This window comes from Bradyrhizobium sp. AUGA SZCCT0169 (assembly GCF_018130085.1).
Taxonomy (GTDB): Bacteria; Pseudomonadota; Alphaproteobacteria; order Rhizobiales; family Xanthobacteraceae; genus Bradyrhizobium.
Genome location: NZ_JAFCMC010000001.1, coordinates 311617 through 334764 on the forward strand (window position 1 = coordinate 311617; position 23148 = coordinate 334764).

At 64.2% G+C, this 23148-nt stretch carries 21 protein-coding genes and 1 tRNA gene; 12 read left to right on the plus strand and 10 right to left on the minus strand.

Going from position 1 to position 23148, the window contains the following annotated elements; genetic code table 11:
• The first annotated feature begins 69 nt into the window (after window positions 1-69).
• On the plus strand, window positions 70-1182 hold the full coding sequence (ald, locus tag JQ609_RS01550; protein ID WP_212271757.1) for an alanine dehydrogenase: 1113 nt from the start codon (window positions 70-72) through the stop codon (window positions 1180-1182).
• A gap of 215 nt (window positions 1183-1397) precedes the next feature.
• On the opposite strand, the gene JQ609_RS01555 is transcribed toward ald, so the two are convergent.
• Window positions 1398-1473 (minus strand) — tRNA-Ile (locus JQ609_RS01555).
• Between the two features lie 233 nt (window positions 1474-1706).
• On the opposite strand from JQ609_RS01555, the gene JQ609_RS01560 reads away from it, so the two are divergent.
• On the plus strand, window positions 1707-2672 hold the full coding sequence (locus tag JQ609_RS01560; protein ID WP_212271758.1) for a TAXI family TRAP transporter solute-binding subunit: 966 nt from the start codon (window positions 1707-1709) through the stop codon (window positions 2670-2672).
• Between the two features lie 174 nt (window positions 2673-2846).
• Here the strand turns inward: JQ609_RS01560 and JQ609_RS01565 are convergent, their stop codons facing one another.
• Window positions 2847-4058: an ABC transporter substrate-binding protein gene (locus JQ609_RS01565; protein ID WP_212271759.1), complete on the minus strand. Its 1212-nt coding sequence runs from the start codon at window positions 4056-4058 to the stop codon at window positions 2847-2849.
• 205 nt (window positions 4059-4263) lie between these two features.
• Between JQ609_RS01565 and JQ609_RS01570 the strand changes: the two genes are divergently transcribed.
• From JQ609_RS01570 to JQ609_RS01580, 3 genes are read left to right on the plus strand one after another with little or no spacing between them, the layout of a single operon-like run.
• Window positions 4264-5376 carry a molybdopterin-binding protein gene (locus JQ609_RS01570; RefSeq protein ID WP_212271760.1) on the plus strand — a complete coding sequence of 371 codons (1113 nt, stop codon included), beginning with the start codon at window positions 4264-4266 and terminating at the stop codon, window positions 5374-5376.
• Between the two features lie 14 nt (window positions 5377-5390).
• Complete coding sequence (locus tag JQ609_RS01575) at window positions 5391-7340, plus strand: molybdopterin biosynthesis protein (protein WP_212271761.1); 1950 nt, start codon at window positions 5391-5393, stop codon at window positions 7338-7340.
• Window positions 7341-7355: 15 nt separating this feature from the next.
• Complete coding sequence (locus JQ609_RS01580) at window positions 7356-8486, plus strand: FAD-dependent monooxygenase (protein WP_212271762.1); 1131 nt, start codon at window positions 7356-7358, stop codon at window positions 8484-8486.
• Here the strand turns inward: JQ609_RS01580 and JQ609_RS01585 are convergent.
• The 3 genes from JQ609_RS01585 to JQ609_RS01595 form a co-directional block, all read right to left on the minus strand.
• Window positions 8453-8689 carry a hypothetical protein gene (locus tag JQ609_RS01585; protein ID WP_212271763.1) on the minus strand — a complete coding sequence of 79 codons (237 nt, stop codon included), beginning with the start codon at window positions 8687-8689 and terminating at the stop codon, window positions 8453-8455. The genes JQ609_RS01580 and JQ609_RS01585 overlap by 34 nt on opposite strands.
• 87 nt (window positions 8690-8776) lie before the next feature.
• Window positions 8777-9421 carry a molybdenum cofactor guanylyltransferase MobA gene (mobA, locus tag JQ609_RS01590; protein ID WP_312014784.1) on the minus strand — a complete coding sequence of 215 codons (645 nt, stop codon included), beginning with the start codon at window positions 9419-9421 and terminating at the stop codon, window positions 8777-8779.
• Window positions 9411-10301, minus strand: a complete 891-nt coding sequence (locus tag JQ609_RS01595) for a formate dehydrogenase accessory sulfurtransferase FdhD (protein WP_212271765.1) — start codon at window positions 10299-10301, stop codon at window positions 9411-9413. Before JQ609_RS01595 ends, mobA begins: the two co-directional genes overlap by 11 nt.
• A 92-nt stretch (window positions 10302-10393) precedes the next feature.
• Between JQ609_RS01595 and mobB the strand changes: the two genes are divergently transcribed.
• From mobB to fdhF, 5 genes are all read left to right on the plus strand, one after another.
• The gene (gene mobB, locus JQ609_RS01600; protein ID WP_212210229.1) at window positions 10394-10921 is read left to right on the plus strand and encodes a molybdopterin-guanine dinucleotide biosynthesis protein B; all 528 of its coding nucleotides are present in this window, start codon (window positions 10394-10396) and stop codon (window positions 10919-10921) included.
• A 6-nt stretch (window positions 10922-10927) separates the two neighbouring features.
• Window positions 10928-12181, plus strand: a complete 1254-nt coding sequence (gene glp / locus JQ609_RS01605; RefSeq protein WP_212271766.1) for a gephyrin-like molybdotransferase Glp — start codon at window positions 10928-10930, stop codon at window positions 12179-12181.
• Window positions 12182-12223: 42 nt separating this feature from the next.
• Window positions 12224-12460 (plus strand): sulfurtransferase TusA family protein, encoded by a 237-nt coding sequence (locus JQ609_RS01610; RefSeq protein WP_212000343.1) that lies wholly within the window; start codon window positions 12224-12226, stop codon window positions 12458-12460.
• A gap of 285 nt (window positions 12461-12745) precedes the next feature.
• Window positions 12746-14455 carry an NADH-ubiquinone oxidoreductase-F iron-sulfur binding region domain-containing protein gene (locus JQ609_RS01615; protein WP_212271767.1) on the plus strand — a complete coding sequence of 570 codons (1710 nt, stop codon included), beginning with the start codon at window positions 12746-12748 and terminating at the stop codon, window positions 14453-14455.
• Window positions 14452-17217 carry a formate dehydrogenase subunit alpha gene (fdhF, locus tag JQ609_RS01620; protein ID WP_212271768.1) on the plus strand — a complete coding sequence of 922 codons (2766 nt, stop codon included), beginning with the start codon at window positions 14452-14454 and terminating at the stop codon, window positions 17215-17217. The genes JQ609_RS01615 and fdhF overlap by 4 nt, the downstream gene beginning before the upstream one ends.
• 317 nt (window positions 17218-17534) lie before the next feature.
• Here fdhF and JQ609_RS01625 read toward each other — a convergent pair whose 3' ends face one another.
• From JQ609_RS01625 to JQ609_RS01635, 3 genes are all read right to left on the minus strand, one after another.
• Window positions 17535-18329 (minus strand): Crp/Fnr family transcriptional regulator, encoded by a 795-nt coding sequence (locus JQ609_RS01625; RefSeq protein ID WP_212210234.1) that lies wholly within the window; start codon window positions 18327-18329, stop codon window positions 17535-17537.
• Between the two features lie 291 nt (window positions 18330-18620).
• Window positions 18621-19748 (minus strand): Ig-like domain-containing protein, encoded by a 1128-nt coding sequence (locus tag JQ609_RS01630; RefSeq protein WP_312014785.1) that lies wholly within the window; start codon window positions 19746-19748, stop codon window positions 18621-18623.
• Window positions 19749-19908: 160 nt separating this feature from the next.
• On the minus strand, window positions 19909-20925 hold the full coding sequence (locus tag JQ609_RS01635) for a magnesium and cobalt transport protein CorA (RefSeq protein WP_249119493.1): 1017 nt from the start codon (window positions 20923-20925) through the stop codon (window positions 19909-19911).
• A gap of 300 nt (window positions 20926-21225) precedes the next feature.
• Here JQ609_RS01635 and JQ609_RS01640 point away from each other — a divergent pair, with 300 nt between their 5' ends.
• A complete protein-coding gene (locus tag JQ609_RS01640) occupies window positions 21226-21420 on the plus strand; it encodes a hypothetical protein (RefSeq protein ID WP_212271770.1) in 195 nt (64 codons plus the stop codon).
• A gap of 49 nt (window positions 21421-21469) precedes the next feature.
• Window positions 21470-21643: a hypothetical protein gene (locus tag JQ609_RS01645; RefSeq protein ID WP_212210237.1), complete on the plus strand. Its 174-nt coding sequence runs from the start codon at window positions 21470-21472 to the stop codon at window positions 21641-21643.
• Window positions 21644-21758: 115 nt separating this feature from the next.
• Here the strand turns inward: JQ609_RS01645 and JQ609_RS01650 are convergent, their stop codons facing one another.
• Both JQ609_RS01650 and dapA read right to left on the minus strand, forming a co-directional pair.
• Window positions 21759-22160 carry a hypothetical protein gene (locus JQ609_RS01650; protein ID WP_212271771.1) on the minus strand — a complete coding sequence of 134 codons (402 nt, stop codon included), beginning with the start codon at window positions 22158-22160 and terminating at the stop codon, window positions 21759-21761.
• Window positions 22157-23137: a 4-hydroxy-tetrahydrodipicolinate synthase gene (gene dapA / locus JQ609_RS01655; RefSeq protein WP_212271772.1), complete on the minus strand. Its 981-nt coding sequence runs from the start codon at window positions 23135-23137 to the stop codon at window positions 22157-22159. The genes JQ609_RS01650 and dapA overlap by 4 nt, the downstream gene beginning before the upstream one ends.
• Window positions 23138-23148 lie beyond the last annotated feature (11 nt).

Sequence of the window (23148 nt, forward strand, 5' to 3'; positions counted from 1 at the left end):
AAGTTTCGCCGGGAAATAAACCGCTGTTCCCGCCTAGAAAAGGAGGCGTGCCATACAGCGGAGGTTGCCATGAAGATCGGTGTACCCAGGGAGATCAAGACGCACGAATACCGTGTCGGTCTGACGCCGGGGGCCGTTCGCGAATATGTGGCGGCGGGGCACAGCGTCGTGGTCGAGACCAATGCCGGCGCCGGCATCGGCGCGACGGATGATGCTTATCGCAAGGCCGGTGCTACTGTGCTGGACTCCGCCCGCGAGGTGTTTGCGTCCAGCCAGATGATCGTCAAGGTCAAGGAGCCTCAAGCATCGGAATGGTCGCAACTGCGGCAAGACCAGATTCTCTTCACATACCTGCATTTGGCGCCCGATCCCGACCAGGCCAAGGGCCTCATCGCGTCCGGATGCACCGCAATCGCCTATGAGACCGTGACGGATGCCCATGGCGGCCTGCCGCTGCTGGCGCCGATGAGCGAAGTGGCGGGCAGGCTTGCGATCGAAGCGGCCGGCGCGGCGTTGCGACGGCATGCGGGAGGCCGGGGCCTGTTGATCGGGGGCGTGCCGGGCGTCCAGCCGGCACGCATCGTGGTGATTGGAGGCGGAGTCGTCGGGACGCACGCGGCCCGCATGGCGGTCGGCCTTGGCGCCGAGGTCACCATTCTCGACCGTTCGATCGGCCGCCTTCGCGAGCTGGACGAACTGTTCGAGGGGCGCGTTCGCACGAAATTCTCGACCATCGACAGCATCGAGGAAGAGGTGTTTGCCGCCGATGTCGTCATCGGTGCGGTGCTCGTCCCGGGAGCGAGCGCGCCGAAACTGGTGACGCGGGAGATGTTGGGTTCGATGCGCAAGGGGGCCGTGATCGTGGATGTCGCGATCGACCAGGGCGGCTGCTTCGAGACCTCGCACCCGACCACCCACTCTGATCCAACCTTTGAGGTGGAGGGCATCATCCATTACTGCGTCGCGAACATGCCGGGTGCTGTGCCGCTGACCTCCAGCCAGGCGCTGAACAATGCCACGCTGCCTTTTGGTCTGGCGCTCGCCAACAAGGGGTTTGCGGCCGTGCTCGAGAACCCGCATTTGCGCGCCGGTCTGAACGTCTACCGGGGCCGGCTGACCTGCGAGCCGGTGGCCAGAAGCCTCGGCATGCCATTCTCACCGATCGAGGGCGCGGTGGCTTGAGGCTGGAAGGCCCTAGGTTGAAGCTTCCAGTCCGTCTTCGCTTTCGCTGCGCTCAAGCTACGCCGGACACCACGCTTCACCCCTCGGCCCTGCGTGGCTGCGCCACGCGTCGCCCGAAGGGCCTGTGGCCTGCCGAGCCGTAGCTCGCGGCCGCGCCCGCCTTCGCCCAAGTGGGCTTCGGCGCGGCAGCCTTCACTCGCTTCGCGAGCGAAGGCTGGTGGGCCCGGCAGGACTCGAACCTGCAACCAGACCGTTATGAGCGGCCGGCTCTAACCATTGAGCTACAGGCCCCGCCGCGAGCGGCCGTTTTGAGGCGGCCAGCAACGGTGCGGGCATCGTTTACAGTGGTGATCGCAATCCCGCAATGCCGGGGTTAATCTACCCAAACGCAGGCAATTCCACCCTATTGCGCCAATTCCCGGTCTCGCCCGTGACTTGCCGAACTTCATAAAAGTCAACACTTGCCTGCAACCTCCGCTGCGCGTTGATTAGACGTCCCCGGGGAGCAACGCTTGAGGCCAAACATGAAACTCGCTCATATCGTCTGCGCCGGCGTTCTCCTGCTGGCAGGCGGCGCGGCGGCGCAAGATGGAAGCAAGGCCATACCAAAAACAACAATCAGCCTTGGCACTGCGACACCGGGCGGCGGCTTCCCGGTCTATGGCAATGCGTTCGCGGAAGTCATGAACGCCGCCGATCCGACGCTGTCGATCGAGCCGCGCAACACCAAGGGCAGCAGCGAGAACATTCCGCTGCTCGAGACGGACGGACTCGATATCGCGCTGGTGGCCGGGGAGCCTTCCTACGAGGCCTTTATGGGCATCGGGCGGGCGCCGACCAGGCTGAAGATCCTGACCGCGATGTATTCCAGCCCGGGCATGTTCGTGGTGCGCGCCGACAGCCCCTACAAGACCATTCGCGATCTCGTCGGCCAGCCCGTGGCGTTCGGCGCCAGGGGCTCGGGTCTGCCGATCCTGTCGCGATACATGCTCGACGGCATCGGGCTGAAGCAGGACGAGGATTTCAAGTCGATCTATCTCGACCGTGCCGGCGACGGTCCGGCCATGGTGCAGGACGGCCGTGCCGCGGCGCTGTGGGGCGCGGGCATCGGCTGGCCCGGGTTCAAGAGCATGGCGGAAAGCCCCGGCGGCGCCCGCTTCATCGCGCCCGACGCCGGCGAGATCGCCAGGGTCCGCGCCAAGCATACCTTTCTCAAGCCGCTGACAGTGCCCGCCAACAGCTACCCGAACCAGCCGGCGGCGATCGATTCGATCGGCTCATGGAGTTTTGTCCTCGCGCGCGAAAGCCTGCCGGATGATGTCGCGTATCGGCTGGCGAAAACGCTGCACGGCGCGGAGGGGTCGTTGTGCAAGAAACTGCCGCAGGCCTGCGAGACAACGGCCGTGAACACGGCCGCCGCTGCGCCCAATCTGCAGCTGATCCATCCGGGCGTGCTGAAATATTTCCGCGAGGTCGGGGTGGTAAAGTAGGGCGCTGCTCTCTCAACACGTCGTCCCGGCCTTGAGCCGGGACCCATACGCCGCGGCAGTTATTGTTAAGCACAAATGGTCGACGGCTTTTTCCAACAACAGATGACCGGGATTATGGGTCCCGGCCCTCGCCGGGACGACGGTGGAGTGTAGTGTCGCAACGATGGTGAGAATCTACTTCTTCGCCATCGCACATGCCGGATCAATCGGCCCGAACGCCTCGTCGCCGGGGATCTTGGCCAGGATCTTGTAATAATCCCACGGGTATTTCGACTCTTCCGGCTTCTTGACCTCGACCAGCCAGAGGTCATGCACCATCAGATTGTCCTCGCGCAGCTTGCCGTTGCGGGAGAAGAAGTCCTCGATCGGTTTTTCGCGCATCTTCGCCGCCACTTTCAGCGGCTCGTCGGTGCCAGCCTCCTTGATGGCGTTGAGATAATACATGACCGAGGAGTAGACGCCGGCCTGCCACATCGTCGGCATCCGGTTCATCTTGGCAAAATAGCGCTTCGACCATTCGCGGGTCTTGTCGTCCATGTCCCAGTAGAACGAGGTCGTCAGCAAGAGGCCCTGCGCCGCCGGCAATCCCAGCGAATGAATGTCGGTGATCAGCGCCAGCAATGCCGCCATCTGCTGGCCGCCCTTCAAGACGCCGAACTCCGAGGCGGTCTTGATCTCGTTCATGTTGTTGGGCGGGCCGGCGGCGATGCCGATGATCTTGGCCTTGGAAGCCTGCGCCTGCAGCACGAAGGACGACAGGTCGGGGGTCGCAAGCGGCGGTCGCACCGAACCCAGCACCTTGCCGCCATTGGCGGTGACCACGGCGGAGGCGTCGCGTTCGAGCGCGTGGCCGAACGCATAATCATCGGTGATGAAGAACCAGCTGTCGCCGCCGCGCTTCACCACCGCCTGCGCGGTGCCGGCCGCGAGCGAGCGGGTGTCGATCACCCACTGGATGGCGTAGGGTGAGCAGAATTTACCGTGGAAATCCGCGGCCAGGGTCGAGTGCGTGATGAACAGCTTCTTCTTCTCGTTGGCGACGTTCTGTACCGCAAGGCCGACCGCCGACACCGGAACGTCGACGATCAGGTCGACCTGGTCGACATCGTACCAGCGCCGCGCCATGCCGCCGCCGATATCCGGTTTCAGCTGATGGTCGCCGACGATCAGGCTGATCGGCTTGCCCAGCACCTTGCCGCCGAAATCGTCGATCGCCATCTGCGCGGCCGTGACCGAGCCCTGACCGGTTGGCGTCGCCGCCGGGCCGTTCATATCGGTGAGAACGCCGATCTTGACGATGTCATCTGAAAGTTGCGCGAGCGCCGCAGGCGACGCCAGCATCGCGGCCGCAAGCGCGCCAAGCATGGATAGGTTTTTGACGAGCATCCCTCTTCTCCCTGTGTATCGGCACGTTGGCCGCGTGTGTCTTCAGGCGGTTGCTTTCCGCCAATTGGTCCCACTTGCAACTAAAGCCAATTGGTCCCGATTGCAACTAATTTGGGCCGTCGTCAACTTGGCCGGAAGGAGGGGGCCGACCGCCGGCGGTATCCGGTTCTGTTTATTTCCGGCCCGATTCAGGGCATAGCGGGCCATGATTTCGCAACAGCGCCTTCCGACTTCGCTTACGCCGCTCGATGTGGCGCTTGCCGCCCTGTTGCACGGTGTCGAGCCGGTAACGCCTGCGGAACTGCCGCTCGCGGAAGCGCTGCGTTGTATTGCCGCCGACATGCCGCCATCGGGTGCGTTGCCGCCGCACGACATCGCCGCCAGCGACGGCTTTGCGTTGCCCGCCCGTGATCTTGTCGGCGCGTCGTCCTATTCGCCATTGCCATTGACGGCGTTGCCGGTCTGGGTCGAAGCCGGTGCCGCCATGCCTGATGGCTGCGATTGCGTGCTCGATGCCGATGCTGTCGAGCTATCCGGCCCGATGCCGCAGGCGCTGGCGGAAGCGATCCCGGGGCAGGGCGTGCGCCGGGCCGGTGGTGACATTGCCGCAGGCAGCAGTGTGGTCGAGGCGGGGCGGCGCGTGCTGGCACGTGACCTCATGATCGCGCGGGCGGCGGGAATAGAGCGGCTGAAGGTGCGCCGGCCGCGCCTGCGGATCGTCAATATTCCCGGCGGCTCGGTGACGTCGGACCTGATCTCGGAGAGCGCGCGCACCGCCGGCGCCGATGTGGTGTCCGTTACCGCTGTTGGCCGCGACGCCGCATCGATTGCCGCAGTGATCGAAGTCGGCGCATGCGATCTGCTGCTGATTGTCGGCGGTAGCGGCGTCGGCCGCACCGACGTGACGGTGACGGCATTGGCCGGGTGTGGCGAGGTTCTCGCCCATGGCATCGCCGTGCAGCCCGGCCGCACCTCGGCGGTCGGCCGCATCGGCAACACGCCCGTGGTCGTGCTGCCGGGCGCGCCTGATCAGGCGTTCGCGGCGTGGTGGACGCTGGCGTTGCCCGCACTCGACCGGCTGTCGGGGCGGCGGCCGCGCAAGACGCTCAATCTGCCGCTGGCCCGCAAGATCGCCTCCGCCGTTGGCATTGCGGAAGTCGTGCTGCTGGAGCGAAAAGCGGGAGCCTGGGTGACGCTGGCGGTCGGGGAACTGTCGCTCGATGCGATCGCGCGCGCCGAGGCCTGGTTAACCGTGCCGGGCGGCGCGGAAGGATTTGCTGCAGGCAGCGGCGTCGATGGCTATATGCTGCGGGAATGATATGGAATGCCGGCATGACCCGTACACCCTCGCCGAAAGACCGTGAACCCGTCGATCAGGACCAGTTCTTGATCATACTGTCGCGCGAGGAAGCGCTGGCGCGGTTTGAAGCCGCGCTGTTTCCGCGCGCGGTGCCCAGCGAACGATGGGCGCTTGCGGATGTACTCGGCTGCGCGCTGGCCGAAGATATCGTGGCGCCGATTGACGTGCCGCCGTTTGATCGTTCCAACGTCGATGGTTTTGCGGTTCGTTCCGCCGATCTCGCTTCAGCCGGCGAAGCAACGCCGGTGCGGATGATGCTGAATGACGAGGTGATCGCCTGCGGCACCGCGCCGACGCGGCCGGTGCTGTCGGGAACCGCCACGTCGATTGCGACCGGCGGTCCGGTGCCACGCGGCGCCGATGCCATCGTCATGGTCGAGCACACGCAGCCGGCGGGAACCCGCGCGATCGAAATTCGCCGCGCCGCTTCGCCCGGTCAGTTCGTGTCCTATGCCGGCTCCGACATCGCGCGCGGCGAGGTGCTGCTGCGCGCCGGCACCATGATTGGCTCGCGCGAGATCGGGATGCTGGCAGCCTGCGGCATCGCGCAAGTTGCCGTCGCGCGCCGGCTGCGCGTCGCCATTATCTCGACCGGCGACGAACTGGTGCAGCCGGGTTCGCCGCTGCGCCCGGCCGCGATCTACGACACCAATGGCGCGATCGTCACCGCCGCGATGTCGGAGAACGGCGGCGAGGCGATGTTCCTGGGCGCCATTCCCGACGACGAGGCGCAGCTTGAATCTGCGATGCGCAGTGCGCTGCAAATCAGCGACATGCTGGTGCTCTCGGGCGGCACCTCGAAGGGCGCGGGCGATGTGACCCACCGCATCATCGCGCGGCTCGGCAAGCCCGGCATTATTGCGCATGGCGTCGCGCTGAAGCCGGGCAAGCCGCTCTGCCTCGCGGTTTGCGACGGCAAGCCGGTGGTGATCCTGCCGGGATTTCCGACCTCGGCGATGTTCACCTTCCACGACATGATCGTGCCGGTGTTGCGGCGCATGGCGGGCCTGCCGCCGCGTTTGGACGCCAAGGTCAGCGCCAGAATTCCGGTGCGGATCGCCTCCGAACTCGGCCGCACCGAATTCGTCATGGTCTCGCTGGTTGAGGGAACGGACGGTCTGATCGCCTATCCCACCGGCAAGGGCTCGGGCGCGATCACCTCATTCGCGCAGGCCGATGGTTTTTTGCGCATCGATGCGCTGGCCGATCAGATGCCGGCAGGCACTGATGCCGAAGTGACGCTGTTCACGCCGCATGTGCGGGTGCCTGATCTCGTGATCGTCGGCAGCCACTGCACCGGGCTCGATCTCGTCACCGCGCCGCTGGCGCATGCAGGTCTCTCGGTGCGATCGATCGCGGTCGGCAGCCTCGGCGGATTGGCGGCGGCCAAGCGCGGCGAATGCGATTTTGCGCCGATCCATCTGTTCGACGACAAGACCGACACCTACAACACGCCTTATCTCACCGACGGACTTGAACTGGTGCCGGGCTGGCGGCGGATGCAGGGCATCGTGTTCCGCAAGGGCGATGCGCGCTTCGAGAGCCTGGGCGCCGAGGCCGCGGTGCGTGCGGCGCTCGCCGACCCCGCCTGCATCATGGTCAACCGCAACCAGGGCGCCGGCACGCGCATCCTGATCGACCGGCTGCTGGCGGGCGCCAAGCCCGACGGTTACTGGAATCAGCCGCGCTCGCACAACGCAGTCGCCGCCGCCGTGGCGCAGCATCGCGCCGACTGGGGCATGACCATCGCGCCGGTGGCCCATGCATCCGACCTGGGTTTCATTCCCTTCGCCGAAGAGCATTATGATTTCGCGCTGGTGACGGCGCGCAAGCAGCGGGCGGCGGTACAGGCTTTTCTCGACGCGCTGGCGTCGGAAGAAGGCCGCGCGGCGCTGGAAAGAGCCGGGTTTCGACCGGCCTGAAATGGCGGGGAGACCATGACGCGGCGTCTTTCGATTGCAATCATCGGCGCTGGCATGGGCGGGCTCGCGTCGGCGGAGGCGCTGCGGCGGGTCGGCATCGACGTCACCGTCTATGAGCAGGCCTCGCAATTTGCGCGATTGGGCGCCGGCATCCAGATCGGCTGCAACGCCATGAAGGTGCTGCGCGGGCTGGGGCTCGAGCAACGCCTGCGCAGCCAGTCGTTCTATCCACGCTCCTGGAACAACCGGGATTGGAAGACCGGCGAAGTCAAATTCGACATGATCTTTGGCGAGAGCGCCGAGCAGAAATTCGGCGCGCCCTATCTGCTGGCGCACCGCGGCGATCTGCATGCGGCGCTGGCGAGCGCCGTTCCCGATGAATGCGTCAAGTTAAACCACAAACTGGTCGGACTCGACGAGATCAGCGACGGCGTCCGACTCTCCTTCGCGAATGGTGAGACCGCGATCGCGGACGCCGTCATCGGCGCCGATGGCATTCACTCCGTCGTCCGAGACATCCTGTTCGACACTTCGCCGGTGCACTTTACCGGGCGCATCGCTTACCGCACCACCTATCCTGCATCGCTTCTCGGCGGCCATAAAATTGACGATTGCACCAAATGGTGGGGCGAGGACCGGCACATCGTCATCTACTACGTCAAGCCTGACCGCAGCGAAATCTATCTCGTCACCAGCCAGCCGGAGCCGGAGTTTCGGATCGAGTCGTGGTCGGCCAAGGGCGACGTCAGGGAATTGCGCAAGGCTTTTTCGGGCTTCGACCGCCAGGTCGAACAGGTGCTGGCCGCGTGCCCGGACGTGCACAAATGGGCGATCGTCGATCGCAATGCCCTGGAGCGCTGGGGCGAGGGCAACGTGACGCTGCTCGGCGATGCCTGCCATCCGATGACGCCCTATATGGCGCAAGGCGCGGCGATGGCGATCGAGGACGCCGCGGTGCTGTCACGCTGTCTCGACGGCGTCGAGCGCGATGGCGTGCCGAATGCGTTTCGAAGGTTCGAGGCAACCCGCAAGGCGCGAACCGCGCGGGTCCAGCAGACCTCGCGAACCAATACCTGGCTCAGCGGAAAGACCGATACCGATTGGGTCTATGGCTACGATGCCTGGACCGAGCCACTGGCGGCATGAGCTCGGCGCTGTTCGGCCTCCTCGAGCGCGCGCCGAGCCGCGGGGGACAGAATCTTCGGTTCCGCAGGCACGTCGACGAGTGTGGCGCTGCCGGTTGCCCATCGGGCCAACTGCTTCAGATTTGAGAAAAACGTCACGATCTCCAGGACGAAGTAAACCGCCCGCAGGATGAAGACCAGAACAGCCCCAAAAACCTCGATCATGACGACATCTCAACGCCCGCTGAGTACCCTCGGCGTTCAGTGGTCGCCGTGAACGGCGATCCGGTTCAAAGCATACAGGGGATCCACCTAGCCGCCATCCAGCGCCGCCAGCCGGTCCGCTTCCGCAATGTCATCCATGGTGTTGGCATTGAAGAACGGGTCGATCGGCTCGACCGGCCAGGCCACGGTGGCAAGGCGGTAGCGCGCGGTCCAGCGGTCGATCTTCCTGACGTCCTCGACCACAAGCGCGTGACGGAGTTGTTCGCGCAACGCCACGCTCCACAATCCGATCACCGGATGCGACTGGCCGTCGGAAGCGGCGACCGCAAGCTCTGCGTTCTCATCGCGCACTGCCCCGACGAGACGCGAAACCAGGTCCCGCGGCAGGAACGGGCAGTCCGCCGCGGCGCTCAGCACCCACTTGACCTCCGGCCGGTTGGCCGCGGCCCAATCCAGCGCCGCCAGAATGCCGGCCAGCGGCCCGGGAAAATCGGCGACGCCGTCCGCGATCACCGGCAGCCCGAACGCGGCAAAGCGTGCGGGATCGCCATTGGCATTGAGAATGAGGCCATCGCATTGCGGCTGCAACCGCGCGATCACGCGGTCGAGTATGGTGCGGCCACCGATGGTGCGCATCGGCTTGTCGCCGCCGCCCATCCGCCGCGCCAGACCGCCGGCGAGCAGCACGCCCGGTACTATCAGCGCGGCTCTTGCCGTCGCTTCACTCGTCACGGTCTTCGCCCTTGCGCTTGTGCCGCGCCGATTCCTCTTCGACAAAGGCGAGGTTCTGGTCGAACACGATGCGTTCCTGGCCTGATAGCGCGATGAAGCGCTTACCGCGCGTGCGCCCGACCAGCGTCAGGCCGACCTGCCGCGCCAGTTCGACGCCCCATGCGGTAAAACCCGAGCGCGACACCAGGATGGGAATCCCCATCCGCACCGTCTTGATCACCATCTCGGAGGTCAGCCGGCCCGTGGTGTAGAGAATCTTGTCGCCGGGATCGACGCCGTGGCGATAGATCCAGCCCGCGATCTTGTCGACGGCGTTGTGGCGGCCGACATCCTCGGTGTAGCAGATCGGCGTGCCTTGCTTGCACAGCACGCAGCCATGGATCGCGCCGGCCTCGAGATACAGTGAAGGCATGGTGTTGATCGCATGCGTCATCTCGTAGAGCCAGGAGGTGCGCAGCTCCGCCTTCGGCAGTGCGACGCTTTCCACAGCTTCCAAGAGATCGCCGAATGCGGTGCCCTGCGCGCAGCCCGAGGTCTGCGTGCGCTTCTTCAGCTTGGCCTCGAAATTGGTGTGGTGCTCGGTGCGCACCACCACCACCTGCAGGTCGTCGTCATATTCGACCTCGGTGACGACATCGTCGTATTTCAGCATGTTCTGGTTCAAGAGGTAGCCGAGCGCCAGGTACTCCGGATAGTCGCCGATCGTCATCATGGTGACGATCTCCTGCGCGTTCAGATACAGCGTCAGCGGCCGCTCCACCGGCACCCTGATTTCCACAGTGGCGCCGGTCTGATCGGTCCCGGTGACGCGCTCGGTCAGCCTGGGATCATCAGGATTGGGCACGATCAGGGGGACGGGGGCTTTGTCGATCTTCATCATTTCCGCAGGTTAGCATGACATTGGCTCGCAGCCGATATAAAGCACCTCAGGAGAAAACCCAGCCCGGTTCCGGCTAGGGTGCGGAGAATGCGATGAAAGTGATTGGCCTCGCGGGGTGGAGCGGCGCCGGCAAGACCACCTTGCTGGCGCGGGTGATCCCGCATTTGCTGAAAGACGGCCTGCGGGTTTCCGTGATCAAGCACGCCCATCACGCCTTCGACGTCGATATCCCGGGCAAGGATTCCTGGCGGCATCGCGAGGCCGGCGCCACCGAGGTGCTGGTGTCCTCCGCGCGGCGATGGGCCCTGATGCATGAATTGCGCGGCGCCGAAGAGCCGCGCCTGCCGGAACTGCTGGCCCGGATGTCGCGGGTCGATCTCGTCGTCATCGAGGGTTTCAAGCGCGAGCCGCACCGCAAGATCGAGGTTTTCCGCGCCGCCAACGGCAAGCCATTTTTGTTTCCCGACGATCCCGGCGTGGTCGGCATCGCCACCGATACACCGGTTGAAACCCGGCTTCCCACCGCCCATCTCGACGATATCGAGGCGATTGCCGCGATGATGCTGCGCTCGGCGATACCGGTCGAAGAGGTGCTGGCAAAGAGCGAAGCGGAGAGCTAATTCGCGATGGCGCAATTGTCCGACGATTGCTTTGCCTTCGGCGGTCCGATGATGTCGGTCGATGAGGCCGTCGGCATCATTGCAGCCAGGGTTATCGCTGTGCAGGAGGTCGAGACCGTCGTGCTCGCCAATGCCGATGGACGCGTGCTCGCTCAGGACGTTTCGGCGCCGCTGCCGCTGCCGCCCTTCACCAATTCCGCCGTCGATGGCTATGCGGTGTCGAGCCGCGACCTGCCCAAAGAAAACGAGCAGGCGTTTGCGGTGGCCGACCGCATTCAGGCCGGCGCTTCCGCGCGCGCGCCGATCAGGCCGGGCGAGGCGGTGCGGATCTTCACGGGTGCGCCGATGCCCGACGGCGCCGACACCGTCTTCATGCAGGAAGATGTTCGCCTCGACGACGGCAAGGTGGTGCTTCCGGCGGGGCTGAAGCTCGGTGCAAATGTGCGTCCCGCGGGTGAGGATATCCCGTTGGGCCACGCGGCATTGACGGCCGGACAAAGGCTGCGGCCGCAGGATGTCGCGCTGGCAGCGGCGTTCGGCCTGACCGAACTTGGCGTCAACAGGCGGATTCGGGTCGCGGTGTTTTCCACCGGCAATGAGCTGGTCTCGCCGGGCGAGCCACGCGGAGCGGCGCAGCTGTTCGATTCAAACCGTTTCATGCTGATGGCGATGCTGGCGCGGCTCGGCTGCGAGGTCAGCGACCTCGGCATTATCAGGGACGAGCCCACCGCGCTCGCTGCCGCACTAAAGAAAGTCGCCGGCGCCCACGACCTGATCCTCACCACCGGCGGCGTATCGACCGGCGAAGAAGATCACGTCAAGGCCAGCGTCGAAAGCGTGGGCTCGCTCGTGCTGTGGCGAATGGCGATCAAGCCGGGACGTCCCGTGGCGATGGGGATCATCGGCGGCACGCCGTTCATCGGCCTGCCGGGCAACCCGGTGGCGAGTTTTGTCACCTTCGCCCACGTGGTGCGGCCGACCATTCTTGCCCTGTCGGGCGCGCGGCAACAGAAGCTGGTGCCGATGCCGGTTCGCGCCGCCTTCGCCTACAAGAAGAAAATCGCGCGCCGCGAATATGTCCGCGTCACCCTGCGCAAGGCCGGCGATGGCGTGCTCGAAGCGGTGAAGTTTCCGCGCGAGGGTGCGGGGCTGTTGTCCTCGCTGGTCGACACCGACGGGCTTGTCGAACTCGGCGAAGAGATCACGCTTGTCGAACCTGGCCAGAACGTCGGCTTCCTTTCCTATGCGAGCCTAGTCTGACGGCTCATTGACGATGCGCATCCGCTTCGCCATGTTCCCTTGATGACAACGACAAAGCTCGATCTCACCGGCCTTAAATGCCCGCTGCCGGCGTTGAAGACGCGCAAGGCGCTCAAATCGGTCAAGCCCGGCGAGCGGCTTGAAGTCCACTGCACCGATCCGCTGTCGGTGATCGATATTCCGAATCTGATCCGCGAAACCGGCGACAAGGTCGAGATTACGGAACGCGCGGAGACGCGAATCGTATTCCTGATCGAAAAGGCGAACGGCGGAAACTGAGAGACGGATCCATTTTGAATCCGTATCGACCGATCGCAAAGCCAGATCGATACGCTTTCGCTATCGCAACATGAGACGGCTTTATTGATCTTTGGATCGATTCCAGTTCTCATTCGCTGATCGAAAAGATGGCTTCCGACGCGAAGCCTCGTCCGGGCGGCGAGCGGCATGACCGCGCCGGGCGTGTCGCCTTAAATGCTTATCAAAACGCGACAATTCTCTTGGCATCTGGCATGCCACGATTTATGATCGCGGAAACATACAGGCAGGAACGAGACGTTTTCCATGGTTCAAGACGTGCAGAAAGTGCGCTCGTTCGAGCACCCCGGCGCCGGGCGGAAGCGGGCCAAGGCGACGCCGAAGGGCCGCCAGGTCGATCCGACCGCCGCGTACGAGATTGAACAGCTGCTCGGCGACCGGTCGCGGCAGCGCGATCTCTTGATCGAACATCTGCATCTGATCCAGGACACGTATCACCAGATTTCCGCAGGCCATCTCGCCGCACTCGCCGACGAGATGAAGCTGTCGTTTGCCGAAGTGTTCGAGACCGCAACCTTCTACGCGCATTTCGATATCGTGAAGGAAGGCGAGCCGGATATTGCGCCGCTGACCATTCGCATCTGCGATTCGCTGACCTGCGCGATGCTGGGCGCGGAAAAACTGTTGCATGAATTGCAGGACAAAGCCGGCCCCGGCATTCGCGTGGTGCGCGCGCCCTGCGTCGGCCGCTGCGATACCGCGCCCGCGGCCGAAGTCGGCCATCACTTTGTCGACCATGCAACCACTGCAAGCGTGCTTGCCGCCGCGAAGGCCGGCGAGACGCATGCGCATTTGCCTGAGTATGTTGGTTACGACGCCTATGTCGCCGGCGGCGGTTACGCGCTGCTCAATCGCTTGCGCTCCGGTGCGCTTTCCAAGGAAGACCTGCTCAAATCGCTCGACGACGCCTCGCTGCGCGGCCTCGGCGGCGCCGGCTTCCCGACCGGGCGGAAATGGCGTGCGGTGCTCGGCGAGCCCGGCCCGCGGCTGATGGCGATCAATGGCGACGAGGGTGAGCCCGGCACGTTTAAGGATCGCTTTTACCTCGAGACCGACCCGCATCGCTTCCTCGAGGGCATGCTGATCGGCGCCCACGTGGTCGAGGCGACCGACGTCTACATCTACCTGCGCGACGAATATCCGGCCTCGCGCGAAATTCTGGAGCGCGAGATCGCAAAACTGCCGGCGGGCGGACCGGTGCTGCATATGCGCCGCGGCGCCGGCGCCTATATCTGCGGCGAGGAATCCTCGCTGCTCGAAAGCATCGAAGGCAAGCGCGGTCTGCCCCGCCACAAGCCGCCATATCCGTTCCAGGTCGGCCTGTTCGGCCTGCCGACGCTGATCAACAACATCGAGACGCTGTGGTGGGTGCGCGACATCGTCGAAAAGGGCGCCGACTGGTGGAAGGGCCACGGCCGCAACGACCGTCACGGCCTGCGCAGCTATTCGGTATCGGGCCGCGTCAAGAATCCCGGCATGAAGCTGGCGCCTGCGGGTGTCACCGTGCGCGAACTGATCGACGAGTTCTGCGGCGGCATGGCCGACGGACATACGTTCCATGCCTATCTGCCGGGCGGCGCGTCCGGCGGCATCCTGCCGGCGTCGATGGACAACATCCCGCTCGATTTCGGAACGCTGGAAAAATACGGCTGCTTCATCGGCTCGGCCGCGGTCGTGATCCTGTCCGAACACGACAGCGTGCGGGGCGCGGCGCTGAACCTGATGCGCTTCTTCGAGGATGAAAGCTGCGGCCAGTGCACGCCGTGCCGGGTCGGCACCCAGAAGGCGGCGATCCTGATGGAGCGCCCGGTCTGGAACCGCGAACTGCTCGACCAGTTGAGCCAGGCGATGCGCGATGCCTCGATCTGCGGGCTCGGGCAGGCAGCCTCGAATCCGCTGACGTCAGTGATTAAGTATTTTCCGGAAGAATTCGTGCCGAAAGAAGCCGCGGAATGACCAGGATCAAGTTCGAACTCGACGGCAAGCAGGTTGAGGCCAACGCAGGCGAAACCATCTGGCAGGTGGCAAAGCGCCAGGGCCAGGAAATCCCGCATCTGTGCTATTCGCCCGCGCCGGACTATCGGCCCGACGGCAATTGCCGCGCCTGCATGGTGGAGATCGAGGGCGAGCGCGTGCTGGCGGCGTCCTGCAAGCGTACCCCCGCCGTCGGCATGAAGGTGAAATCCGAAAGCGCGCGCGCGGTCGCGGCGCAGAAGATGGTGATGGAACTCTTGGTCGCCGACCAGCCGGCGCGCGAGACCTCGCACGATCCTGACTCAAAATTCTGGCACTGGGCCGAAAAGGTCGAGGTCACCGAGAGCCGCTTCCCCGCGGCCGAGCGCTGGGAAAGCGACGTCAGCCATCCCGCGATGAGCGTCAATCTCGATGCCTGCATCCAGTGCGGCCTGTGCGTACGCGCCTGCCGCGAAGTGCAGGTCAACGACGTCATCGGCATGGCCTATCGCAGCCATGGGTCGAAAATCGTGTTCGACTTCGATGATCCGATGGGGGAATCGACCTGCGTGGCCTGCGGCGAATGCGTGCAGGCGTGCCCGACCGGTGCATTGATGCCGTCGGTGATGCTGGACGAGAACCAGACCCGCGTGACCTATGCCGACAAGGAAGTCGACTCGCTGTGCCCGTTCTGCGGCGTCGGCTGCCAGGTCACCTACCAGGTCAAGGACGAGAAAATCATTTACGCCGAGGGCCGCGACGGCCCGGCCAACCACAACCGGCTCTGCGTCAAGGGCCGCTTTGGATTTGACTACATCCATCACCCGCATCGTCTGACCAAGCCGCTGGTGCGGCTGCCCAACGCGAAGAAGGATGCCAACGACCAGGTCGATCCGGCCAATCCGTTCACGCATTTCCGCGAAGCGTCGTGGGAAGAGGCGCTGGATATCGCCGCCAACGGCCTCGTGAAGATCCGTGATGAGAAGGGCGTCAAGGCGCTGGCCGGTTTCGGCTCCGCCAAAGGCTCCAACGAAGAGGCCTATCTGTTCCAGAAGCTGGTGCGCACCGGCTTCGGCTCCAACAATGTTGATCACTGCACGCGGCTGTGCCACGCCTCGTCGGTGGCGGCGCTGTTCGAAGGCTTGAGCTCCGGCGCGGTGTCGGCCCCGTTCGCGGCGGCGATGGATGCCGAAGTCATCATCGTGATCGGCGCAAATCCGACCGTCAACCACCCGGTCGCTGCAACCTACATCAAGAACGCGGCGAAGAAGGGCGCCAAGCTCTTCGTCCTGGATCCGCGTCGGCAATCGCTGTCGCGCCACGCGACCCAACATCTGCAGTTCAAGCCCGGCTCCGACGTCGCCATGCTGAATGCGATGATCAACACGATCATCACCGAAGGCCTGACCGACGATCAGTACATCGCGGGCTACACCGAGGGCTTTCAGGATTTGGAGGAGAAGATCAAGGAGTTCACGCCGGAGAAGATGGAGCCGATCTGCGGCGTGCCGGCAGAAACCTTGCGCGAGGTGGCGCGGACCTATGCGCGCGCCAAATCGTCGATCATCTTCTGGGGCATGGGCATCAGCCAGCATGTCCACGGCACCGACAATGCGCGCTGTCTGATCGCGCTGGCGCTGATCACCGGACAGGTCGGCCGTCCCGGCACCGGCCTGCATCCGCTGCGCGGCCAGAACAACGTGCAGGGCGCGTCCGACGCCGGCCTGATCCCGATGTTCCTGCCGGACTACCAGCCGGTTAGCCGCGACGACATGCGCGGCAATTTCGAGAAGTTGTGGAGCCAGGAGCTCGATCCGGTACGCGGCCTGACCGTGGTGGAGATCATGAACGCGATCCACGCCGGTGAGATCAACGGCATGTATATCGAGGGCGAAAACCCCGCGATGTCCGATCCCGATCTTCAGCATGCGCGCGGAGCGCTCGCCATGCTCGATCATCTCGTGGTGCAGGACCTCTTCGTCACCGAGACCGCATTCCACGCCGACGTCATCCTGCCGGCCTCGGCCTTTGCCGAAAAGGACGGCTCCTTCACCAACACCGACCGCCGCGTGCAGCTTGCGCGCCAGGTGATCAAGCCGCCGGGCGAGGCGCGACAGGATCTCTGGATCATCCAGGAGATCGGCAAGCGTATGGGGCTGCCGTGGAATTATTCGGGCCCCGGCGACGTCTACACCGAGATGGCGCAGCTGATGCCCTCGCTCAAGAACATCAGCTGGGAGCGGCTGGTCCGTGAAGGCGCCGTCACCTATCCGGCGGATGACCCGAACAAGCCCGGCAACGAGATCATCTTCACCACCGGCTTCCCGACCGAGAGCGGTCGCGGCAAGATCGTGCCGGCGCATGTGATCGCGCCCGACGAGGTGCCCGACGGCGAGTATCCGATGGTGCTGTCGACCGGCCGCGTGCTCGAACATTGGCACACCGGCTCGATGACCCGACGCTCCAGCGTGCTCGACCAGATCGAGCCGGAGGCGGTCGCGTTCATGTCGCCGAAGGATATGCGGCGCCTCAGCGTTTGGCCCGGCGATTTCATCAGACTGGAAACCCGCCGCGGTGCAGTCGAGGTCAAGGTGCGATCGGACCGCGACGTGCCTGAGAACATGGTGTTCATGCCGTTCTGCTACGCCGAGGCGGCGGCGAACCTCTTGACCAACCCGGCGCTCGATCCGTTCGGCAAGATCCCCGAGTTCAAGTTCTGCGCGGTGCGCGCCGAAAGGGCCGAGCTGCGGACCGCGGCGGAGTAGGCCTAAGCCTGAAGAGGTGACGCCGCGCTGGTTACCACGAAGACGGTGTACTCCCTCTCCCGCTTGGGGGAGGCGTAGGCGGCCTGTGGCCGCCGTCCTTGTTGAAGAACGCCGATGCGCAGCATCGGCTATGGGTGGGGGTCTATCCGCGAGTCATATTGTGGAGAGAGCCCCACTTGTGCAGAGAGCCCCCACCCGCCGCGCTCTTTGAGCGCGTCGACCTAAGAGCGAGCTTCGCTCGTCTCGACCCCGCAAGCGGGAGAGGTGCAGCGAGGCTGCCGCCCGACCAATTCAACCCAATTGCTTACGCCGCTGCTCTAGTTGGGGCCGTTCGCAGCCGCAGCCTGCTGCAAGGACTTGTGTTGCGCGACAATCCCTTCGAGTCGCGCAATGTTCTCCAGCAGGCGCTGGCTGGTCAGGACCAGGAAGTAATAGCCGAACTGCGGGTTCTGAAAGTAGATCTCGAGCAGCTTGTCATAAGTGATGGTCAGCACATGACCATCCTCGATGCATTCGATCGTCGCCGTGCGCCGGTTATCGGGCGTGAGGAAACCAAATTCGCCCATCAAACGCCCCGGCGGAAGTTCGACGCTGATTTCCTTGACCAGGAATTTTCCGGTGACGGTCAGCAGCATCTCATGGGCGGCATCGTCTTTTTTGAACAGAATATCGCCCTTGCGATACTTGCGTTCGGTCATGAACGGCTTGAGCCATTCCAGCGACGTATCGCCCTTCGTTGCGCTGCGGGCCTTCTTCACCAGAACGAGCATCTGTCGGAGGCGATACGCATTGATGGGGACCATCAGGAGATACAACAGGAAGGTCGTGACGGATGCCGTGAGCGCGCCGAACAGGGCGAAGAATGCGCAACCGATCATGTTCGCGACGCGCAGCGGCACCATGGTCTGCGTCAGCAAGGTGGCGACAAAGAAGATGGCGCCGACCAGGGCGAACATGTTGGCCAGCGTGATATTGTGGAGAAAAATCTCCAGCAGGCGATTGAACAGCGCGTCGTAGGTGATGTTGTTGGGGTCGAGGCCCAGCTGGACCAGGATTTTCGCTATCCTGAGATTATCCGCGGCCGCGTCGAGAATTCGATCAAGTATTGTCACTGGTCTGCACCGCTACACTTCATTTAGCCGCTACACACGAGAATACAGGCGGGTTGTACCGCCTCAAAGCCCCGCAGGGAAGCGTGCCAAGGCGAAGGCGCCTCGGCACAAATGATTAAAAGCCGAAAGGTCTGCGACGCGCCGTGCGGGCCAAGGCCAGGCTGTGGACCGCGGCGGAGTGAAGCGAGCTAGTCGTTCACCCGAGACGTGACGGTCGTCATGCGCGTCCAGCAGAGCCGCCGCACATAATCGAGCGCGAGCTAAAAAGCCGCGCAATCTCTCGCGCAGACGCTATGGCCGCGCTTCAGGCATCGGAACGACAAAAACCTGGCCGGGATAAATCAGGTTGGGATTGCGGATCTGTTCCCGATTCGCCTTGTAAATGACGGCGTAGCGCGTGCCCGCTCCATAGGAGAGTTGGCTGATACGCCAGAGGCTGTCGCCGCGCGAGACGGTGGTGGTGGCGATCTTCGGCACGACCACGGTGGAGGGCGAGCCCTTGTCTGGCGGCGAGTCCTTGTCTGGCAGAACGGCGGCCATGGCGCCGGCCAGCTCCGGCTGCTGTGCAGAGGCAACGTCCAGCCGTTTGGCCGCGGTGGCCGGCACGGAGGCCGTGACCATCGTGTCGGGAACGTTGAACGGCACCTCGGCGCGGGCGCGCACCGCGCCGGAATTCTGCTCCAACTCGTCCAGCCTCACGCGGTAGCTGCCGGAGGCGACCCCCTCCTTGATCGTGACCGCAAAACGTCCGTCTGCGGCAGCGGTTGCCGACGCAATAAAGCTGTCGTTGAGATAAAGCTTCACCGCGGCGCCGGGGCGGGCGCGGCCGCTGACATGGAGCTTGCCGCCCGGCTCGATCTCAACCGTCTCCGCAACCACTGCACCGGCCATCGGCTTAGGCACAGCCGGCTGCGACAGCACGACAGTGGGTTTGTCCGGCGCCATCAACGCTACGACCGGCCGGTCGGTTGATTTCGGCTCAAGCGCCACCGTCACGCTCTGTTTGGACGAGGTCTGCTTGCCGTCCGGCTCCTTGGCCCGCAGCGTCAGGTCATAAGTCCCTGAGGGAAGCCGGGGCGGAACCATGACGAATTGTCCGGATTGATCCGCCACCACGCGATCGTGTATCTCGCCGTTGCGCAGCAGTTCCACCGCTGCGCCCGGCATGGCCCGGCCGGCGATGACAGCTTCGCCCGTCGGCTCGATGCGGGCGATGTCGAATGACGGCACGCTGTCCGGCGGTGGGGGTGGTCCGCCCAGCGTGGCCGTCACGGCGTTTGCCGCCGCTTGCGCCGCTGCGAGCGCACCCTGCTTTGGGGCGTCCAATGCCGGCTTCGAGATCGTCGGCGCGGCGGTTGCGGCCCTGGTATCGACCCGCGGCTCGTGGCGGACGTAATAGACGGCGAATATGGCCGCCACGCTACATGCCGCAACCATGGACGGTACGATTATTCGACTCATCGATGTCGCAATCATGATGCTCATCCATCGGCCAAATCACTGGCTCGACGGCATTCTATAGCGTCTTGGGCAAAGTTGGTACTCGTTTGCGTTGCGAAAACGGGGTAGGCCGGTCAGCTTATAGCCATCCGGCACGCCGGAAGCGCCAGAACAGGCCCGCGCAAACGGTCAGGATCGTGCCGATAATGGCGAAGTAACCATACTCCCACTCCAGTTCCGGCATGTGCTTGAAGTTCATGCCGTAGATGCCGGCGATCGCGGTCGGGACCGCGATGATGGCAAGCCATGAGGCGAGTTTCTTGGAGACCGCGGTCTCCTGGGCCTGGCCCACCAAAAGGCTCGCCTCGAAGGCAAAAGCGAGAACCTCGCGAAGCGAGTCGATCTGCTCCTGGACGGTGCGGACGTGGTCCGTGACGTCGCGGAACAGCGGCTGCATGGTGGGGCGGATCATCGGCAGATTGTCATGTTCGAGCCGGCGGCAGACCTCCACCAGGGGTCCCACCGCGTTCCGCAGGCGCAACAGATCGCGCCGCAACAGATACAGCCGCTCGATCTGCGCCCGTGTCATCGCGCTCGCGAGCACCTGCTCCTCCATCGCTTCGACCTCCTCCTGGATGGTCTCGAGCACCGGCGAGTAGTTATCGACGATAAAATCGAGAATGGCGTAGAGGATATAATCCTCGCCGCGGGCCAGCGCCCGCGGGCAGCTTTCGCAGCGCGCGCGCACCGGCGCATAGGATGTCGAGGCGCCATGGCGAACGGAGACGAGATATCCTTCGCCGACGAACAGATGGGTTTCGCCGAACGCGATGCTGTCGCCGACGAGCTGCGCGGTGCGTGCCACAATGAACAGGCCGTCGCCATATTGCTCGATCTTCGGCCGCTGATGGGCGTTGTTCGCATCTTCAATGGCAAGATCATGCAGCTGGAACTGTTGCTGCACGCTCGTCAGGAGCGTCATGTCCGGTTCGTGCAGCCCGATCCAGACCACATGGCCGGGCTTGCTGCGCCAACTCGAAGCTTCCTCGATGGCGATATTGGCGACCCGCCGGCCGTCGACATAGGCCCCCGCCGCGACCACACCTTCGGAAGCAACCGGATCGCTCGGCATGTCCGCTTGCGGCGCTACGTTCATGGCTTCCATTCCTCAATGATCGCGGCTGAAACCTGCGCCGACGCCGTGTTCTCGGCAAGGCTAGCACCGGGGAATTTGTGGTCAAATGTATGTTCGGCCTCTTGGACCGCGATCGTTAGGTGCGCCTTTTCCAGGCGGAAAGCAGCAAATTCTGGAGAAGGGAAGGTGCCCGCCGCGATCCCGGCCGCCGCTTATGCCGCGGCTATGCGAAGGGGCTGACGTCTGCCTCGATTTCCTATGCCGGCCTGCGCATTTTCAGCTTCTGAGGCTCGCACAGCGAGCCGACCGTGGAGATACGAGATGGCTCATTTGGTCACCAGCGATTACCGGTTTGGCCGCATCCAGAACAAGAGCGTACGCACGCGCGGCGCGTTGGGACGCGTCAACGGTTTGCTGAAAAGCATGATCGAGGCCATCGCCGATTCGAAGATGCGCCGTATCGAGCGCGAGATCGAGCTCCGGGGTTATCGCTACGATCGGTCCAACAAGGGCTGAAAGCATCGGCTTTGTCGCTTCCATGTTAATCGTTCGCGTGGAGGACTACATGCGGCAGCTTCCCTTCCGGGCATCGGTTCTTGTTTCTCAACTGCGCCACGTCATCGGCGTGGTGGTTACGTTGCTGGGTCCGTCCTGGGACGGCCCGGTCGCAAGATATCGGCCGGAGGACCACTATGTGCGCGGCCCCGGACCGAAATGGCGGGAGAAGCACGGCCTTTGAAGCGCAGTCTCCCTAAAGAGCAGTCCCTCTAAAGAGCAGTCCTGGGCGCGCGTCGCCCGGTTGAACGTGAGGCTTTAGATATAGCCATTCACTGCAGGCTTGATGACTCCCGCGCTCAATGATTGCTGCGGGAGGAAAGCCCCCTCCACAGCTCGTTGCGCTGTCGAGCGGCCCGGCTGATCGGAGAGACGACCAGCTGCGGACTGGCATCGATCGCCGCTGCAAAGGCCCGTTTGAGACGGTCATCGTCAAGCCGCACCAGATACTGTTGCAGTACCGCGGGCGCGCGCTCATTCGGTTGCAGGATCGCCGCGCAAAGCTCTGCGCTGGTGCGGCGAAAAAATTCGAACTCGGAGCTGCCGTCCTGCCGCGGATGGAGCCCGTCGATCTCACGGGCGATCCGGAGCACGGCCAGCCGGTCGGCGTTGTCAAGCGTCACGGCATAGCGCAGCATCGCCAGATGCCAGGCGCGCAGCGTGCCGGCAAACCATTCCGTGCCGTGAACCTCGGAAGTCATCCGCGCCGCGCCTGGGAGGGAGGCGCGGCATCCTCGTGCAGCCGAGGCCCGTGCCAGTGCTCGACCGGGCAGGCGATATCCTCATCGCCGATTGCTGCGATCGCGCTCGCAACTTCCGCTTTCGCGTCATCGGTAAGTTCGACGATGGGCAGGCGGGTGGCCGGGGATATGAAGCCGAGCAGGAAAAGCGCGTATTTCAGCGCCGCCGGGCTTTCATTCGCAAGACAGGTTGTCAGCGGCAACAGGCGGTTGTGCAGGTATCGCGCGGTCTGTGGCCGTGCCTGCCTGCAATTGGAGAATACCGCCTGGCACAATTCCGGCGCGACGTTCGAGACGACGGAAATACGGCCGTCCCCGCCGTTGGCGATGAACGGCAGCGCCGTCGTGTCGTCGCCGGACAACAGTCGAAAGCCTGCGGGCAGAAGCTGCCGCAAGCGGCATAGCCGGGCGATGTCGCCGGTCGCATCCCTCAACCCGATGAAGTGTTTTGAATTGGCGAGCCGCAACAGCGTGTCGTTGGACAGTTCGCGCATGGTCCGCGATGGAACGTCGTGCAGGATGATCGGCAGCGCGGTGGAGATCGCGATCGCCCTGAAATGGGCCTGGATGCCGGCCTGCATCGGCTTGTTGTAGTAAGGCACCACCGAAAGCACCGCATCGGCGCCGGCCGCTTCAGCGCGCTGCGCCAGCTCGATCGCGTGACTGGTCGAATTGGATCCGGCGCCGGCTACGACACGGACGCGGCCCCGCGCCGCTCTGACGGCGGTGCGAACGATGCCTTCCTGTTCCGCAGGTGTCAGCGTCGGGGCTTCGCCGGCGGTTTCACTGACCAGGATGGCGGTGACGCCGGCCTCGATCTGGCGCTCGCACAGCATCGCAAGGGCTGCCAGATCCACGGCGTCGTGTTCGTCGAACGGGGTGGGAATGTCCGGTATGTAGCCCGCCAGCCAGGTGGCGGGAGTTGAAAGTGACGTCATGGGGACGGACA